Genomic DNA, 14,476 nt, shown 5'->3' on the forward strand with positions numbered 1-14,476 from the left:
CTTGTCGTTATTTTAACTGCGTGAGGGATAGTAGTGGAAATCCTTTTTTATGTAGCGAAAGCGAAATAAAAAAGATTGCAGCGCATAGCCCGTTTCGCTTTTGCGAACACGCCCAAACAAAAAAATTATAAAAAATAGGCCAAAACGATACCAATAACGATCATAGAAACCTTAGCGATATTAAATTTGTGCCCTTCGCTGCTTTCAAAAATTATAGTAGAAGAAATATGAAATAAAATTCCTATTACAACTGCTGTGATTTGGCTATGATATTGTTCAAGTCCTGTAAAATAGTCAGCAGCAAGCGTCCCTAACGGTGTCATTAATGCAAATGTGAGCATGAATACAAAAATTGCTTTTTTATTTAGGCTTGAGTTTAAAAAAAATGTGGTTAAAATAATTGCTATTGGCAAATGATGAATTGCAATTCCTAATGCTAAATTACTGTGATCATGACCTATAGGAAAACCTTCAAGAAATGCATGAATGCAAAGACTGATAAATAATAACCACGGAATATGTGACATATTTGGGTGTCCGTGAACGTGACCATGTTCAGCACCTTTTGAAAAAAATTCTAAGATGATTTGGAATAAAATTCCTAGCATTATAAAAATACCTGCGCTATGGTTATGGCTCTCGCCAAGGGTGTGGTTGTTAACTTGATACACTTCTGGCAAGAGATGCATCACTGTTAAGGAAAGTAAGAATGAACCACTAAAAGCTAGTAACAACTTTAAATTAGTTTTGTTTTTTGGTTTTAAAACCAATGCAATTACATATCCTAAAAGTACGGAAAGTAAGGGTAAAAGATAGTTCATCTATTTAAAAATCATGATTAAACGCTCACTCTCTGTTTTGTGGAATTTCTTCAATTTATAATCGCCAAAAATATCTAGCAAATAGATTCCAGCTTCTTCCATTAGTTCTTCAAAATCTTTTAAAGTGAGTGCTTTTACTTTTTCTGTAAAATGAAAAGGCTGTCCCTCGTCAATAAAATCGATTTCCTTGTATATGTGTCCGTTTTTTTCATAGCGTTTAATGTGAAAATCAATTCCATCAACAGTTTTCATTTCTTCAGGAATCAAGGTGTTTACCACTTGATGCACATTCATAAAATCAATTGCTGCAAATCCATATTCTGACAAACTTTCTTTAATAGCTTTCAGCGTAGTTAAGTTGTCTTCGTCGTTTTCGAAATAACCAAAACTGGTAAACAAATTAAATATGGCATCATACTTTTCTTCAAATGGCTCTCGCATGTCGTGAACCTTGAAATGTAGCGTTTCGTTAGCGTTTTTATTTGCGTCAGCAATACTATTTTCAGACAAATCAGCGCCAAGTACGTCAAAACCCAACTGATTCAAATAGATAGAATGACGGCCTTTGCCGCAGGCTAAATCCAGTACTTTTGCTTTTTCAGGTAGATTTAAATAATGCGTCAAATTATCCATGAAAATTTGTGCTTCTCGGTAATTGCGCTCTTTATATAGTATGTGATAATATGGAGTGTCAAACCATGAGGAATACCATTTTGCAGTTGGTTTTACTTGTTTTTCCGTAGATAGTTTTTCAGCTTCAGACATTTATTCTATTTCAATTAATTTAATTGATGCAAATTTAGTGTATTTTTGCCAAATATAACGATAACAATGCCCACTTTAGGGGCAAAGGAGGCAAATGGAAGATAATTTTAAAATGGTTGCCAAAACCTTTTTTGGTTTTGAGGAGATATTAGCAAAAGAGTTACAAATGCTCGGTGCACAAAATGTTGAGCAAGGAGTTCGAATGGTAAGTTTTAAGGGAGATAAAGGATTCATGTACAAGGCAAATTTAGCTTTACGTACTGCTTTAAAAATACTTAAACCTATATATTTTTTTAAGGCTAACAATGAACAAGCTTTATACAAAGGAATATCAAGCATGAATTGGTCTAAATTGCTTAACGCAAATCAGACTTTTGTAATTGACACAACAGTACATTCTACTTTTTTCAATCACTCTGAATTTGTTTCTCAAAAGTGTAAAGATGCCATAGTAGACCAGTTTAGAGAAAGAACCGGCCAACGTCCAAGTATAGATAAAGTACATCCTGATTTACGTATAAACATTCATATTGATAAAGACCAAGTTTCAGTTGCATTAGATACGTCCGGAAACTCTTTAAATCAGCGTGGTTATAGAACTGCAACGAATATTGCTCCAATAAATGAAGTTCTTGCTGCGGGAATTTTGTTGCTTTCAGGCTGGGATGGTCAAACTGATTTCTTGGATCCTATGTGTGGTTCTGGAACATTCCTTGCTGAAGCCGCTATGATTGCATGCAATATTCCAGCAAATATTAATCGTAAAGAATTTGCTTTTGAAAAATGGAATGATTGGGATAATGATCTATTTGAAGCTATTTCAGATAGTTTATTAAAACGGGTACGAGAATTTCATCATACCATAAAAGGATATGACAAAGCGCCAAGTGCGGTTCAAAAAGCAAAAGATAATATAAAGAATGCCAATTTAGAGGACTATATTTCAATTGAAGAAGATAACTTTTTTGATACTTCAAAAAGATCAGAGGAAAAATTGCATATTGTATTTAACCCACCCTATGATGAGCGTTTAGATATTCACATGGAGGAATTTTATAAAAATATTGGAGATACTTTAAAGAAAAATTACCCAGCTACTAATGCATGGATGATCACGGCAAATCTAGAAGCATTAAAGTATGTTGGATTAAAACCTTCGAGAAAAATTAAACTTTTCAATGCTGGATTAGAAGCGCGATTGGTAAAATACGAGATGTACGAAGGTAGTAAGAGAACTAAATTTTCTGCCGAAGCTCGTGCAGAGACCGCAAATAAAATAATAGAGGTAAATACGATCAATAATTCAGATAACACGCTATAGATTTATCCTAAAAAAATGTGATTAACACAATTATAATCAACTATCAAAATGAGCAAATTACAAATAAGAGCATTTATATATCAACTAGGTTGTTTTGCAATATTATTTATTTCTGCTAGATATTTAGTGGCCTATTATACGCCTTTAACAGGTTATTGGATACCAATATCGGCATTTTTTATTGGAACAATCCTGTCTCCTAAATTTCAAGCTATTAAAACGAAAGACGGCGAGAAGTTCTTTATGAAATGGATTTTTATGAAAGGCGTCAGGGAAATAGAGTAGTTTTTTTAATTAGAAAATTACTGATTTAGATAATCAGGTTATCGGACAAGATAAATCATCCCTATCACTTTATTTTTATAGACAATTTAGTTTAAAATTTAAAAAGAGATAATTTTTTAAAAATCATCTCTTTTTTTTATGCTGTTTTGTTTTTATTTTCTAAATGACAAAACGTATGAACTCCCTATCGTTGATTGAAAAATATCATCTTTTAAATTTACATATTTTCTTATTTCTTAATTTTCTCATCGACTACTTTAGCAACCGCCTTGGCTTTCTTTTTATAAATTGGTACAAAATAAGTTACTGTGTAATTTAAACCAACACCAAAACTACCATCATAAGTTCTATTAAAACCTGGAATGTATAAATTTGAAAAATTTTCAGGTTCTTTATTACTTACTAAACGATTTAATCGAAGGCTGAAACCTACAAACACATTATTAAATACTTTAGCTTTTATACCAGCAACTACTTCAATCCAGCTGGCTGATAAACCGTCAAACTTTTGACCTGATTGAATTATTGGAGTTTCTTGGAAATAAGGATTTGCATTGTAAATTCGGTAATTATTAAGTTCTTGATTAAAAGTACTAAAACCGTAACGCAAACCTATTGAAATAATATTTTCCATATTCAACCAGTTTTGATAGCCATTGTAATCAAATCCAGCTTTTAAGTAAGATCCTTTTGTGGTAAAATTTACTCGGTCGTCTTCCGTAGTTTTATTTTCATTGCCTATTTCAGCTGCTAAGAAGTATTTTTTAGTCAATCTATAATCTCCCACTAACTCTAAACCTTTATAATTACTGTCGTACAAACCACGTGTAAGCTTATATAAATCTAAACCTACACGCAAACCATAACGATCTGTTTTTTGAAAGATGGAGTCCTTTTTTTTTATAATTGTATCAGTATTTACCAAGGTTAAAGGAGCTGCAGGAATCTGCTGTTCTTTCTCGAAAATCGGAGGAGCACTTGTTTCTTTTACACTATTTTTTATTGGTTTTACTTTTGGACTGGTTTCTTGCGAATAGCCAAGAGTTATCGATAATATCAGAACAAAACTAAAAAAAGATCTTGATGTGTGTTTCATTTTCGCTGTCTATATTATTTTTTTCAACTGATATAAATTTGATCCATTTTTGGTTAGCAGCAATAGGATCAGTATGTGTGTATGGATTTATAGGGTCTAACGTAAAAACTGTTTTATAACCACAGGCTCGAGAAACAAAAAGCTCCTGAGTGCTATAATCAAATTTTATAATATCTTCATCAACTAATACTGGATTTGAATTACCAGAATTTAAAGTTAAACTAAAAGTTGTCGTGGTTCCAACAGTTTTTAGCGGAAGTGCTATAGAATTTAAATTAGTTATTTCTGAGCCGTTAATTAATACTCCGCTTGTCATTCCTTCTCCAACAACTTTTAGATTTGTGACGTTTTTTAAAATTGAAGGATTCAAAAAGTCATAAAAACTAATTACTAATCTCGGAGTTGTTGGTGTATTAGCATCACAAATATCATCTTTCTCACAGCTGGAAAAAGAGAGCGCTATTACAAATATTATCAAAATTACTTTTTTCATAATGTCTTTATTCAGTGCTCTGCGGTTAATTATCAGTTATCAGTTATCCGTTATCCGTTATCCGTTATCCGCTATCCGTTATCTGTTATTCGTTATCGGTTTTATTATAGTGAACGCTGCTTACTATTTTCTTCTTTCTAGTAGAACTACATTTTCAACGTGATGCGTTTGTGGAAACATATCAACTGGGCGTACGCGAGTTACTTTATATTTCTCATCCATCAAAGCCAAATCCCTTGCTTGAGTAGCTGAGTTGCAACTCACATAAACTACTTTTTCAGGAGCAATTTTCATAATTTGTTCAATAACGTCTTTATGCATTCCGTCTCTTGGTGGGTCTGTTATGATAACATCCGGATGTCCATGTTGAGCAATGAAATCGTCATTGAAGACCACTTTCATATCACCTACATAGAACTCACAATTTGTAATGTCATTGCGCTCAGCGTTGAGTTTTGCATCTTTAATTGCTTCAGGAACACTTTCTACACCTATTACTTTTTTAGCTTTTTTTGAGACAAACTGTGCAATTGTTCCTGTTCCTGTGTATAAATCGTAAACAATTTCATTACCCGTTAATCCTGCAAAATCTCTCGTTATTTTATATAATTCGTAGGCTTGATCTGAATTGGTTTGGTAAAAAGATTTAGCATTGATACTAAATTTCAACCCTTCCATTTCTTCAAGTATGTAATCTCTTCCTTTATACAATTTTATATCAGTGTCGTATAAAGTATCATTTGCTTTATTGTTGATGACATATTGTAATGAAGTAATTTGAGGAAACTTCTCGTATAAATGATTTAAAAGTAATTCTCTTTTTACTTTATCATTTTCGAAAAATTGAATCAAAACCATTATTTCTCCTGTAGAAGCTGTTCTAAGCATCAAAGTTCTCAGCAAACCTTCATGTGCTCTAGGATTAAAAAATGTCAAGCCATGCACATTTGCAAAATCGCGAACTTCGTTTCTAATTGCATTAGAAGGATCTTCTTGTAAATGACACTTAGTGATGTCAAGAATTTTATCCCACATTTTCGGAATATGAAAACCAAGGGCATTTCTATTTCCTAAATCTTCAGTACTACCAATCTCAGCTTCTGTTAACCAACGGCTGTTAGAAAAAGAAAACTCCATTTTATTTCTATAGAAAAACTGTTTCTCTGAACCTAAAATAGGCTCAAATTCTGGTAATTCTACTTTTCCAATTCGTTGTAAGTGATTCAAAACCTCGTTTTGCTTATAATACAGTTGTTGACTATATTTCATATTTTGCCATTTGCAACCACCGCAAACTCCAAAATGTTGACAAATAGGTTCTATTCTATGTTCAGAAAATTCATGAAAATGAATCGCTTTCCCTTCGTAATAGGCCTTGCGCTTTTTAAAAGTTTGCACATCTACCACATCGCCAGGAACGACATTTGGAATGAAAATTACTTTTCCATCGGGAGCTTTAGCTACCGAAACGCCTTTTGCACCAGCATCAAGGACTTTTATTTGATGAAAGACAACTTTGTCTGTATTTTTCTTAGCCATGTCGCAAAAATAAACTTTTGGTTGGTTTAATAAATTCAAATTTTAAAATATTTTTAAAAACTATTCTTTTTCGTTGTGCCTCATCCTGCTTTTCACTACTAATCCTCGTTTCATAATCCTAAAATCGGCGATAAAAGGAGCTTCCTGCGGTTGTTCTTTTCTCACACGATTTTTTAGGCTTATGCTACTGCGGGTTATCCGCTTCAATCAGGGGCAAGGAAGTTGTCTTTAAAATTATTATCACTTTTTTTTAGATTTATACAAAGACTTAGAACACTCTTTTACTACTTGTATCATTTAACTCGTAATTTTATCGTTCAAAGAAAATTGCTTTGAAGAGAAGAGAATAACCAATGTTTACATTCAATAATGTTAATACAGTTTACAACAATATAAACGTTTTAAGGTAAAAATTATATAAACATTGAAAAGTAGAAAATATTTAAAGATAAATCAGTTTATGAGTTCAGTTAATTAAGTATTTTTAACGTAATGAAAGAAAACAATGAGAATTATATTGGACTTTTTATACCGGATGAAGATTCACTTGTAAAATCGCTCGTTCAACTTACTACTTCGATTGAAAGTGGGTCGTGGATATTTATTTCAGATGAAAGACCTCGTAAAAAAGTGAAAGCACTATTTAAAAAAGGTTCTGTTACTGTAAATGAGGGACAAATTTTGCTATCATCTCAATTTAAACTTCGGGAACCAGTTGTTCGAGCTAGACCGGTTATTGACGCATTAGCAGAAATGGTTAAAATAACTAAAAGTCATAACTTACTAATTTTTGTAGAGATGACATGGGCGGTTCGCACACCTTCTGGGGATATTTATCTTAGAGAACTACAAGGTGCATTTCAAGATTTTCTCAATAAAAATCCGCAATGTACTATTGTTTGTATCTATAATGAGTCCATATTGCTTGATGATCAATTATTGATAGGGTTAGCTTCACATCCGTTGATTTATGCAACGAATAAACTAAAAGTTAATCCCTACTATTTGCCACCCCACATACAAATACATAATCGCATACGGGAACGCTTTGATTATTTATTAGGTAATGTTGATGAAAATCATAAAGCATTATTATCTAATAAAAATAATTCGACATTCGAAAAATCCTATTCTCAAGAAAGAACTCTTTTAACAAATATTTCTAAAAGCGACGAAGGTCGTTGGAAAATAAGGTGTTTTGGTGAATTGCGAATTTATCGTGAAAATGGTGAATTAATAAACTGGAATACAAAATCAGGTGCTACTAAAAAACTTAAAGCTGTTTTTGCCTATCTTTTATTAAAAGGTAAAAAAGGAGCATCAGGAGAACAAATAGCCGATTTATTATGGCCAGATGCTGAAACGACGGAAATAGCTATGAATCGATTTTATCATTCTATTCGTTTTTTGCGTCAAGTACTAGGTGGCGATAGTAGCTTAGGGAAAGACGATTCATTTATTATAAACCAAAATTCTATTTATTACTTGCAGTTACCTTATGATAGTTGGATTGATTTGCCAATGTTTCGAGAATTATGTGTCAAAGGTAAAATGCATGCACAAAACGACGAATTGGAACAAGCAAAAGTTTGTTATACATCAGCTGAGCGACTGTATTCAGGACAATTATTTGAGGATATACCACTGAAATATACTGAAAATGGTGATGATGATTGGTGCTGGAGCAAACGCTTTTGGTACAAAGAAATGTATCAAAAGCTTCTTTATAGTTTAGCCTCCCTAAATAGAAAATTAGAGGAGTATGCCGCTGCTATCTCCTACGCAGATCGAGCTTTAGCTGAGGATCCTAATTTAGAAGAAGCGCACAAGGAAAAAATGTTAGCTTTAGCATCTTTAAAGCGATATGATGCTTTAAATAGACAATTTAAAGTATACACTGAATCTCTGAAGAAATTTAATTTAGGAACACCCTCTCAGGCGCTCAAAGATTTGTACAATGATTTAATTCGCAATACGCAATATTAATTTATTTTGATAATATTTAAAACGTATTAAAATTATATTTTGAATAATTAATAATAAAAGTGTTAATCCTGTAGTATTTTAATGATTAATACCTTTTAAAATAATGAAGTATGTTTTTTTTATTTAAAAAATTAATTTCCTATCTCTAAAACCAAAGATAAACCAAAGAAACTGCTTTTATGTTTGTTGTATAATTTATAAATCTTTAATTATGCAAGCACCTTCAGGTTGTCCATTTATGAATAAGGAAGAGTTCAATCCCTTTGATTTATCAAATCCATTTCCACAATATAAAGAATTTCGAGAAGAGAAGCCTGTTTTTTTTAGTGGAGAATTAGGGTATTATGTTGTTTCTAGATATGAAGATGTAAAAGCAGTATTTAGTAATTGGAAAACATATACCTCGCAGAATGCGCAGTCTCCTTTTAAGCCCATTTCGCCTGTTGCTAAGGCACTTATGGAAGAGCAAGGACTTGTAGGTCTTTCTGGATTATCGGGACGTATTCCGCCAGATCATACTAGAATTCGCCGTATTGTTAGCATGGCATTCAGCTTAAAGCGAATTAAAAAATTAGAACCAAAAATAAGAGATCTTGCGATTGAAATGATCACTAAATTTAAAGACGATGGCGAAGCCGAAATTGTAAAGCAATTGGCTTATGATTTACCAGCATTGGTTATTTTTATGTTACTCGGCGTTCCTGAAAATGACGTGCAAAAAGTAAAGAGTTGGGCAGAAAGCCGCCTCCTAATGACATGGGGAAATTTATCCGATGAAGATCAATTAATTCATGCCCAAAACATGATAAACTACTGGAACTATTGTCAAGAAATGGTTGCCTTACGAAAAGTAAATCCTACTGATGATTTACCGGGAGATTTAATCCGCTTACAAGAGGAAGGACACGAAATAACTGATCATGAAATTGCCACAATATGTTACAGTCAGTTGTTTGCAGGTCACGAAACCACAACAACATTAATCACGAATGGTACCAGAGAATTATTAGCACATCCAGAAAGTTGGAAAGCAATTTGTGAGCATCCAGAACTTATACCAAACGCAATTGAAGAGGTTTTGAGATATTCGCCATCAATAGTTTCTTGGCGACGACGCGCTTTAGAAGACAGTGTAATAGGCGGTGTAGAAATTCCTGCTAATTCAAATCTTTTATTATTAATGGGCTCTGCAAATAGGGATGAGAGTAATTTTGATGACGGTGAGCAATTTGATATTCAACGAGAAAATTCTAAAGATCATCTCTCTTTTGGTTACGGAATCCACTTTTGTTTGGGTTCTCCATTAGCTAAATTAGAATTTAAAACGGTGTTAGAAGAACTGACAAGATTAGTTCCAACAATGAAATTGAAAGAAAATCAAGAATTCAAGTTTGCAGAAAACACCTCTTTTAGAGCTCCAACTGCATTAGAAGTAAAGTGGTAATTATAAAAAAACAATAAAAAGACAGTTATGAAATATACGTTATTTTTTAAAGAAGCAAAACCAGAAGAGTACATTTTACTAGGAGGAAAAGGAGCTAGTTTAGCAAGCATGAGTGCAGCAGATTTTCCCGTACCAATGGGTTTTTCTGTAACGACACATGCTTACTCAAAATTTTTAGAAGAAGGTAAATTATTAGATGTTATTTTAGAAAAAGTGAGTTGCATCGATTGTACAAATACAGATCAATTGGAGTCTAATTCTGCTGAAATCCGTCAGTTAATTTTAGATAAACCGCTTCCAAATGATGTGGAAATTGCCATAAAAGATTCTTATAAACAACTTTGTGAAAAGGCTGGAATTCCAAATGCTTTGCCAGTTGCGGTTCGTTCAAGTGCTACTGCAGAGGATTTACCGGATGCAAGTTTTGCGGGTCAGCAAGATACGTACTTGTGGATTGTAGGTGAGGACGAAGTGCTGAAAAATGTGCGCAAATGCTGGGCAAGTTTATTTACTGCAAGAGCCATTAACTACCGTAAAAATCAAAATATTGATGAAACGGAATTGCTGATGAGTGTGGTGATTCAAAAAATGGTCAATGCCCGTACTGCGGGAGTTGCAATGACGATGAATCCAATTAATGGTGACCGCTCTAAAATTGTGATTGACTCTTCTTGGGGTTTAGGTGAGGCTGTTGTTTCTGGCGAAGTTACACCGGATAATTTCCTTGTGGACAAAATAATGTTACAAATAATTGTTTCAAACATCCAAGAAAAAAATATCGAGCATGTACCAGATATGTTTAACAAATGCGTGGTTATTAGAGAAATTGAAACAGAAAGAGCTAAAGAACCAAGTTTATCCGAAGAGGAAGTAATTGAAATTTGTAAAATTTCAAAAATTATTGAAAAGCATTATAAATGTCCGCAAGATATTGAATGGGCAATAGATGCTGATCTTCCAGAGGGCGAGAATGTAACCTTACTTCAAAGCAGACCAGAAACAGTGTGGTCTCAAAAAACAATCGAACGAAAAGCGCTTACGGGAATGGAAGGTATCATTGATACGCTTATGAATCCTATTGGCACAAAAAAATAAAATTGCTATTAACAAACCAAAAATATAAAAATTATGTCAACAAAAGCATTTATTAGTCCTTATGACCATAAAGCACCTGAAGGCGCTGAAGGCTGGAAAGAATTGTATCCTTATTACATGACGTTTCATGATAATTTGAAAGAAAACGAAGAAGCAAAATTTTTCTTTTGTGATTCACAACACTGGCCAAATGTTTTCAAACCATTTGATGCGTTAACAGTAGAGTTTTCTGTAAAATGTTTAGGACAATATAACACCAGACAATGGTTAATCCCGCCAGCAAATGGTATCGATTTTAAAATTCACAATGGCTATTGCTATATGAGTCCAGTTGAGGTTGATCCTTCACTAATAGCTGATCGAGTACCGCAATTTATGGAACGCGCAGGATTCTATTTTCAAAACTGGGATAGTTTATTGGAAAATTGGCACAAAAAAGTCAAAGGAGTTATTGATGAAATGGAGGCCATAAAATTTGAACAGTTGCCAGAGGTGATTGATATCGAATGGGTTAAAAACGGAGTTGGACTAGATCCTACCTATCACATGATTCAGAATTATGATAAAATGATAGACCTTTGCTATAAGGTTTGGATGTATCACTTCGAATTTTTAAATCTTGGTTACGCTGCTTACTTAGATTTCTTTGGTTTTTGTAAAGAAACTTTCCCTGGAATTCCTGATTTATCTGTTGCTAAAATGGTTCAAGGTGTAGAGGTAGATTTATTTCGCCCTGACGAAGAGTTACAAAAATTGGCTAAACTAGCGGTAAAATTGGGTCTTAACGATATTCTGAAAAACAACGAATTAGACAAAGCACTTCAAATCATGGAAACTTCTACGGAAGGAAAAGAGTGGATTGCTGCTTGGGAAGGTGCAAAATACCCATGGTTTAATTTTACTATCGGAAACGGATTTTATTCAAGCGATAAATACTGGATTGACCATTTAGATATTCCATTTGAATACATAAAAAGCTACACAGAAAGACTTGAAAAAGGAGAAACAATAGATCGTCCTACGGCAAAAATTGCAGCTGAAAGAGATCGTATTACCGAAGAGTACCGCGATTCATTGCCGGGCGAAGATGCACAAAATGCATTCGACCAAAAATTAGGATTGGCACGTGTGGTTTTCCCTTACGTTGAAAATCATAACTTTTATATAGAGCATTGGTCAATGTGTGTGTTTTGGAGAAAAATGCGCGAGTTGAGTGCTGTTTTTGTCAAAGAAGGCTTTTATGAAAATATTGAGGATATGTTCTACTTCCGTAGAGAAGAAATCCACCAATTATTATTTGATTATGGTCGTGGTTGGGCAATGGGTGTACCGGCAATTGGACCTGATTACTTACCAGCTGAAATTGCTAGAAGAAAGAAAATAATAGATGCTTTAGCGACTGCTCCACCTGAACCTGCTTTTAACAAACCGCCAGAAATAGTTACGGAACCTTTTACAATCATGCTTTGGGGAATAACTTCAGAAAGTGTTCAAGGATGGTTATCCAGTGAAGATACGGGTAATAAACTTAAAGGAATGGCTGCTTCTCCTGGAAAAGTAGAAGGTATTGCAAGAATTATACACAGTGCAGAAGAACTTCGTGATTTACAAGATGGGGAAATAATGGTAACAAGAGTTACAGCACCAAGTTGGGCTCCTGTTTTTGGAAAAATCAAAGCCACTGTAACTGATATTGGGGGAATGATGTCTCATGCAGCTATTGTTTGTAGAGAATATGGTTTACCTGCCGTAACTGGAACTGGAAACGCAAGTACTAAAATTAAAACTGGTGATCGAATTCGCGTAGACGGCGGTGCTGGAACTGTTGAAATTTTGTCAACGTAAATAATAATTTCTGGAAATGATTATTATTGATAATAGTAATTGTTTTTTTAAATTACACAAAGCCTTATTCTTAATTCATAAAAATAAATTTTACAAATATGAAAACAAAAGTTTGTTATGCCATATTATTTTTAACTATTTTCTCAAGCGTGTCGAGCATAGCGCAAGATTTACCGCAAGCTCCAGGTAATTTTGGACTGACTAATGTACTAGATGGTGCAGTTCCTGGTCCTGGTTTTTATTCTTTTGAATACGTATCACACTATTCTGGAGTTTTACAAGATCCTTTTGGTAATGATTTAAAGCCTAATGGAGTCGATAAATTGAAAATTAGCTCACTATTATTAATGAATCAAGGGGTTTGGGTAACTAAAGTGAAAGTTCTAGGCGGTAATCTTTTGTTTGATGCATTGGTACCAATAGTAGTTTTAGACTCTAAAAAACCGTATGATCTTATTGGAAAATCAGGTTTAGGAGATGTTATCTTGGGCGCAGGAGTGCAATGGTTTGATACTAAACTTTTTGGACTACCCTTTCCTAACCGATTAGAATTAGATTTCGTTCTTCCTATTGGTTCTTATAATGATAATGGCGGAACATCACCAATCAACGCAAGTTCGAGGTTTCTGTCCGTAGAGCCTTACTGGGCATCAACCTTATTTTTTAATAAAGATTTTTCTTTCTCGATGAGAAACCATTTAACTTTTAATGGAAAATATAAAGAAATTCCAAATACAGATGTCCAAGTTGGAGTTAACTATCATTTAAATTATTCATTAGAGCATCTTGTAGGTAAAAGTAGATTTGCTCCTGGAAAGTCGGGCGAGTTTAGACTGGGAGTTCAAGGTTATTTGGCGGAGCAACTTTCAAATGATAAAGTAAATGGAGTTAATCTACCAAATTCCAAAGAATCCGTTTTTGCTATTGGTCCATTGCTTCAATTACAAACTAAGACGGGCTGGTTTTTAGCTTTGACAACTGCTTTTGAAGTTTCAGCAGTAAACAGACCACAAGGGACTAGAACAACTTTACGTTTTATAAAATATTTTCCACCAAAAGTTAAAAAGTAATTCTGCTCTAAGCAGGAAGTTTAGTTTGGAAAATGCCTAAATAAAAGGTTAGATTGTATCTAAGTATTTGAATTTACACTCTAAAAAATAATTTTTAAAATGAAAAAAGAGATGATAAAACACGTTTCGGAAAATTATAAACAAGTTTTTCAAGCCGCTGAAAAATATATGAGGGTAAGAAAAAATGATGTTCATATCCCTATTTCCTATTATTATGCCATGCTTTTGGCTGATGCTTATCCAGCAGCTGATAGAGAACTCGTAGCGGTTGCCATCATTTTACATGATATAGGCTGGTATTCTATTGATGAAGATGATATTTTTAAGAAAGGATTTCAATCGGAGAATTTTATGCAAAGCGATGTTCGTTACCTTCATGAGTCTGAAGGAGTTCGGTTATCACAACCTTTGTTGAAAGATTTAGGCTATGATGATACATTTATTGAAAAAGTGATTACAATAATTGACGGACACGATACACGCGGTTTTGCTAAATCACTAGAGGACGAAATTGTACGTGATGCGGATAAGTTATGGAGATTTACCGTTGCCGGTGTAAGCGTTGCCTGCGATTGGTTTAAGAAAACACCAGGAAAGTATTGTGCGCGATTAGGTACAGATATTATCCCGCAATTGCATCTTAAAGAATCAAAGGAAATGGCAGAAGCAGATCTAAAAGCAACTAAAGTAATGTTACAAGCTGATACACTCTAGAT

Annotated in this window: 12 protein-coding genes; 7 read left to right on the top strand and 5 right to left on the bottom strand. The window is 33.7% G+C overall.

The genetic code is table 11. From position 1 onward, the window contains the following. Window positions 1-125: 125 nt before the first annotated feature. Window positions 126-821, bottom strand: a complete 696-nt coding sequence (locus BUA99_RS08910; RefSeq protein WP_072991064.1) for a ZIP family metal transporter — start codon at window positions 819-821, stop codon at window positions 126-128. After that, the gene (locus BUA99_RS08915) at window positions 822-1,586 is read right to left on the bottom strand and encodes a class I SAM-dependent methyltransferase (RefSeq protein WP_072991066.1); all 765 of its coding nucleotides are present in this window, start codon (window positions 1,584-1,586) and stop codon (window positions 822-824) included. A gap of 94 nt (window positions 1,587-1,680) precedes the next feature. Between BUA99_RS08915 and BUA99_RS08920 the strand changes: the two genes are divergently transcribed. Next, the gene (locus BUA99_RS08920; protein ID WP_234972947.1) at window positions 1,681-2,907 is read left to right on the top strand and encodes a THUMP domain-containing class I SAM-dependent RNA methyltransferase; all 1,227 of its coding nucleotides are present in this window, start codon (window positions 1,681-1,683) and stop codon (window positions 2,905-2,907) included. A gap of 514 nt (window positions 2,908-3,421) precedes the next feature. Here the strand turns inward: BUA99_RS08920 and BUA99_RS08930 are convergent. The 3 genes from BUA99_RS08930 to rlmD form a co-directional block, all read right to left on the bottom strand. After that, window positions 3,422-4,288: a DUF6048 family protein gene (locus tag BUA99_RS08930; protein WP_072991070.1), complete on the bottom strand. Its 867-nt coding sequence runs from the start codon at window positions 4,286-4,288 to the stop codon at window positions 3,422-3,424. Continuing rightward, window positions 4,260-4,781, bottom strand: coding sequence for a DUF6452 family protein (locus tag BUA99_RS08935; protein WP_072991072.1), 522 nt, complete (start codon window positions 4,779-4,781; stop codon window positions 4,260-4,262). The genes BUA99_RS08930 and BUA99_RS08935 overlap by 29 nt, the downstream gene beginning before the upstream one ends. A gap of 123 nt (window positions 4,782-4,904) precedes the next feature. Next, window positions 4,905-6,320 carry a 23S rRNA (uracil(1939)-C(5))-methyltransferase RlmD gene (rlmD, locus tag BUA99_RS08940; RefSeq protein ID WP_072991074.1) on the bottom strand — a complete coding sequence of 472 codons (1,416 nt, stop codon included), beginning with the start codon at window positions 6,318-6,320 and terminating at the stop codon, window positions 4,905-4,907. 492 nt (window positions 6,321-6,812) lie between these two features. Here rlmD and BUA99_RS08945 point away from each other — a divergent pair, with 492 nt between their 5' ends. The 6 genes from BUA99_RS08945 to BUA99_RS08970 all read left to right on the top strand — a co-directional run bounded on the left by BUA99_RS08945 (window position 6,813) and on the right by BUA99_RS08970 (window position 14,474). Then, window positions 6,813-8,306 carry an AfsR/SARP family transcriptional regulator gene (locus BUA99_RS08945; RefSeq protein ID WP_072991076.1) on the top strand — a complete coding sequence of 498 codons (1,494 nt, stop codon included), beginning with the start codon at window positions 6,813-6,815 and terminating at the stop codon, window positions 8,304-8,306. Between the two features lie 211 nt (window positions 8,307-8,517). Then, the gene (locus BUA99_RS08950) at window positions 8,518-9,750 is read left to right on the top strand and encodes a cytochrome P450 (RefSeq protein ID WP_072991079.1); all 1,233 of its coding nucleotides are present in this window, start codon (window positions 8,518-8,520) and stop codon (window positions 9,748-9,750) included. Between the two features lie 27 nt (window positions 9,751-9,777). Next, window positions 9,778-10,845: a PEP/pyruvate-binding domain-containing protein gene (locus tag BUA99_RS08955; RefSeq protein WP_072991082.1), complete on the top strand. Its 1,068-nt coding sequence runs from the start codon at window positions 9,778-9,780 to the stop codon at window positions 10,843-10,845. Between the two features lie 33 nt (window positions 10,846-10,878). Further along, on the top strand, window positions 10,879-12,690 hold the full coding sequence (locus tag BUA99_RS08960) for a PEP-utilizing enzyme (RefSeq protein WP_072991085.1): 1,812 nt from the start codon (window positions 10,879-10,881) through the stop codon (window positions 12,688-12,690). Window positions 12,691-12,788: 98 nt separating this feature from the next. After that, window positions 12,789-13,760, top strand: coding sequence for a SphA family protein (locus tag BUA99_RS08965; RefSeq protein WP_072991088.1), 972 nt, complete (start codon window positions 12,789-12,791; stop codon window positions 13,758-13,760). 99 nt (window positions 13,761-13,859) lie between these two features. Continuing rightward, the gene (locus tag BUA99_RS08970) at window positions 13,860-14,474 is read left to right on the top strand and encodes an HD domain-containing protein (protein WP_200778655.1); all 615 of its coding nucleotides are present in this window, start codon (window positions 13,860-13,862) and stop codon (window positions 14,472-14,474) included. The last annotated feature ends 2 nt before the right edge of the window (window positions 14,475-14,476 follow it).

The sequence above is a fragment of the Flavobacterium segetis genome (assembly GCF_900129575.1).
GTDB lineage: Bacteria > Bacteroidota > Bacteroidia > Flavobacteriales > Flavobacteriaceae > Flavobacterium > Flavobacterium segetis.

Excerpts from the sequence above, each read along its gene's own strand:
- BUA99_RS08910 (WP_072991064.1), bottom strand. The coding sequence starts at position 821 with ATGAACTATCTTTTACCCTTACTTTCCGTACTTTTAGGATATGTAATT.
- BUA99_RS08915 (WP_072991066.1), bottom strand. The coding sequence starts at position 1,586 with ATGTCTGAAGCTGAAAAACTATCTACGGAAAAACAAGTAAAACCAACT.
- BUA99_RS08920 (WP_234972947.1), top strand. The coding sequence starts at position 1,681 with ATGGAAGATAATTTTAAAATGGTTGCCAAAACCTTTTTTGGTTTTGAG.
- BUA99_RS08930 (WP_072991070.1), bottom strand. The coding sequence starts at position 4,288 with ATGAAACACACATCAAGATCTTTTTTTAGTTTTGTTCTGATATTATCG.
- BUA99_RS08935 (WP_072991072.1), bottom strand. The coding sequence starts at position 4,781 with ATGAAAAAAGTAATTTTGATAATATTTGTAATAGCGCTCTCTTTTTCC.
- rlmD (WP_072991074.1), bottom strand. The coding sequence starts at position 6,320 with ATGGCTAAGAAAAATACAGACAAAGTTGTCTTTCATCAAATAAAAGTC.
- BUA99_RS08945 (WP_072991076.1), top strand. The coding sequence starts at position 6,813 with ATGAAAGAAAACAATGAGAATTATATTGGACTTTTTATACCGGATGAA.
- BUA99_RS08950 (WP_072991079.1), top strand. The coding sequence starts at position 8,518 with ATGCAAGCACCTTCAGGTTGTCCATTTATGAATAAGGAAGAGTTCAAT.
- BUA99_RS08955 (WP_072991082.1), top strand. The coding sequence starts at position 9,778 with ATGAAATATACGTTATTTTTTAAAGAAGCAAAACCAGAAGAGTACATT.
- BUA99_RS08960 (WP_072991085.1), top strand. The coding sequence starts at position 10,879 with ATGTCAACAAAAGCATTTATTAGTCCTTATGACCATAAAGCACCTGAA.
- BUA99_RS08965 (WP_072991088.1), top strand. The coding sequence starts at position 12,789 with ATGAAAACAAAAGTTTGTTATGCCATATTATTTTTAACTATTTTCTCA.
- BUA99_RS08970 (WP_200778655.1), top strand. The coding sequence starts at position 13,860 with ATGAAAAAAGAGATGATAAAACACGTTTCGGAAAATTATAAACAAGTT.